The organism is Mesorhizobium sp. M7A.F.Ca.CA.004.12.1.1, assembly GCF_003997835.1.
GTDB lineage: Bacteria > Pseudomonadota > Alphaproteobacteria > Rhizobiales > Rhizobiaceae > Mesorhizobium.
In genome coordinates, this window is the sequence record NZ_RZRK01000824.1 from 1 (window position 1) to 2662 (window position 2662).

A 2662-nucleotide genomic window follows, 5' to 3' on the forward strand; every position below is an offset into this window, starting at 1 on the left:
ATCCAGGGCAGCGTGACGCGGCGCGTCACCTGCCACTGGTTGGCGCCTAGTGAGCGCGCCGCCTCTTCCAGCTCCGGCGCGAAGGTCTGCAGCCGGGCCGAGACGACGACGATGACATAGGGCAGCGCCAATGCGACATGGCCGAGCAGGATCGCATGCAGGCCACGGCCGATACCGACGCCGAAGAAGAAAATCAGCATTGCCGTGCCGGTGATCAGCCACGGTATGGCGATCGGCGGAAACAAAAGCGCCTGCAGGAACTTCTTGCCACGAAATTCGTAGCGATAGAGCGCCAGCGACGCCGCCGAGCCGAGCACGACGCAGATGATCGTGGTGATGACCGCGATCTCGACGCTGTTCCAGGTCGCTGCGATCAGTTGGTCGTTCTGCCACAGCGAAGCATACCATTCAGTCGTCCATTCGAACGGCAATTGGTAGAAGGGAGAAACGTTGAACGACATCAGCGCCATGATGATGATCGGCAGATAAAGAAAGGCAAGCAGCAGCCAGATGTAGAGGCGGCCGAGTCCTTCGAGGATGCGGGTCGTCGTCATCACGCGGCCCTCCGCAGCACTGGCGACGCCACCGCCAGGATGACCAGCACCACCGCCAGCAGGATGAAGGAGAGTGCGGCACCGAGCGGCCAGTTGAACACGGCGACGAACTGGTCCTCGATGACCGTTCCGTAGAAGGTGCCGGTGCGGCCGCCCAGGATGCGCGGTTCCATGAACGAGCCGACGACCGGCACGAAGATCAGCGCCGCACCCGCGACCAATCCGGGCATCGACAGCGGGATGATCACCCGCTTCAGCACCTGCAACCGCGATGCGCCAAGCGAGCGCCCGGCCTCGATCAGCGAGTCGTCGATGGCCTGTAGCGTGAGATAACAGGTCAGCACCATGTAAGGCACATAGGAATGCACCAGCCCGATGATGACGGCCGGATAGGAATACATGAGGTCGATGTTGATCTTGAACGGCAGCACGGCATTAAGCGCGGTGTCGAGGATGCCGCCTTCGCGCAAAACCATCGCCCAGGAAAAGATGCGCACCAACCCATTCGACCAGAACGGCAGGATGACGAGCAGGAAGATCGCCTCGCGGCTGCGCCCCTTCAGCACCTTGGCGAGCACATAGGCGGCGGGATAGCCGATGACGATGCACCATAGCGTCACTTCGAGGCCAAGGCGCAGCGAGGCCAGCAGCAGCGTCAGATAGAGGCTCTGCGAGAAGAAGGCGGCATAGTTGCCAAGCGTGAACGCCCACGGCTTTCCCGACAGCGGCAGCTCGGTCATGAACGAGAAGAAGACCATGGCGGATAGCGGCAGGAAGATCGCCACCGTCAGCCAGAGATAGGCCGGTGCCAGCAGCGGCAATGCCGATCTCAGCCCGCTTCGCGACGCTGTCGCAGCTGCCATGGTACCCTCCTCCCAGGATTGGAAGAACCAGCCGACGCGAACCGCCGGCTGGCCTGGCTGTGATCTTACTTCACGTCGACCTTAAGCTGCTGCCAGAGCGCCAGATAGGCTTCGCGCTGGGCGTCGGTGATCGGCGCCTGGAACTGGATGCGCTTGGCCACTTCGGGATCACCCATGACCTTGCGGTTGAAGGCATCCTCGGGCAGCGCTTCCACCGCCTTGGTGTTGGCGGAGACGGGAGCACCGACCTTGGTGACCCATTCGACGTAGAATTTCGGGTCGATCATGTAGTTGATGAAGGCCTCGGCGCCGGCGACGTTCTTGGCGCCGACCGGAATGGAAAACGCGTCGAGCCAGGCAACGGCACCTTCCTGCGGCACCACCAGCGAGACCGGCAGCTTGAAATGCGTCTTGGCGCGGTCGGCCGAGCCGCTCCAATAGGTGCCGATGTCGATCTGGTTGGAGGCGACCATCTGGTTCCAGTCGTTTTCCGAGCTCCAGAAGGTCTTGATCTGCGGCATCAGCGAGGTCAGCTTCGTCTTGACCGCATCCATATCCTTGATGTCGTTGATGTTCTGGCCAGTGGCGATGGCGCCGAACTGCACCGCTTCAACGGCATCATCGCGAATGACGACGCGGCCCTTGTGGGCGGCATCCCACATTTCGGCGATGCTCGTCGGTGGCTTGTCGAAGGACTTTTCGTTGATGGCGAGTGCGGTGAGGCCCCATACCCACGGCACGCCATAGACCTTGCCGTCATGGACGAGCATCGGCGATCCCGCCTTGTCCTTGCTGATGTCGGCATAGTTCGGCAGCTTGGAAACGTCGATCGGCTGGATCAGTTTCCCGGCCATCGCCTGGTCGTTGAAGGCCGCGTTGATCATGACCACGTCATAGAGGCCGGGATTGGTCCGGATCTTGGTCAGCATTTCCTGTTCGGAATTGAAGAAGTCGTTGACGACTTTGTTGCCGGTCGCCTTTTCGAAAGCCTCGACGGCCCACGGTTCATCGGCGCCGTAACCCTTCCAGTTGAGCACATGCACTTCGTCGGCCTTGGCGGCGAACGCAAGTGCGGAGGTAAAGACGGCGGTCGCCGTCAGCAGAGCAGTCAAATCAGGCATGCGCATGGTTGGTTCCTCTCTGTGGGTTTGCCCGGTTCCCGGGCTTGTCAGGCTTTTCCAGCTGTTATGCATTGGCCTTCTGTGTCCGGCCTGCTCCCGATGGATCGGCGGCATGGCTCAGGAA

The 2662-nt window shown here is 61.4% G+C and carries 3 protein-coding genes; all 3 read right to left on the reverse strand.

The window, feature by feature from the left end; genetic code table 11:
- Window positions 1-554: ABC transporter permease (locus EN984_RS30225; RefSeq protein WP_164765748.1), on the reverse strand; the 554-nt coding region annotated here is incomplete at its 3' end.
- Window positions 554-1417 carry an ABC transporter permease gene (locus tag EN984_RS30230; RefSeq protein ID WP_127270909.1) on the reverse strand — a complete coding sequence of 288 codons (864 nt, stop codon included), beginning with the start codon at window positions 1415-1417 and terminating at the stop codon, window positions 554-556. The genes EN984_RS30230 and EN984_RS30225, both read right to left, overlap by 1 nt.
- A gap of 65 nt (window positions 1418-1482) precedes the next feature.
- Entirely contained in the window at window positions 1483-2544 is a 1062-nt protein-coding gene (locus tag EN984_RS30235) for an ABC transporter substrate-binding protein (RefSeq protein ID WP_127273265.1), read from the reverse strand.
- Between the last annotated feature and the right edge of the window lie 118 nt (window positions 2545-2662).

Excerpts from the sequence above, each read along its gene's own strand:
- EN984_RS30230 (WP_127270909.1), bottom strand. The coding sequence starts at position 1,417 with ATGGCAGCTGCGACAGCGTCGCGAAGCGGGCTGAGATCGGCATTGCCG.
- EN984_RS30235 (WP_127273265.1), bottom strand. The coding sequence starts at position 2,544 with ATGCGCATGCCTGATTTGACTGCTCTGCTGACGGCGACCGCCGTCTTT.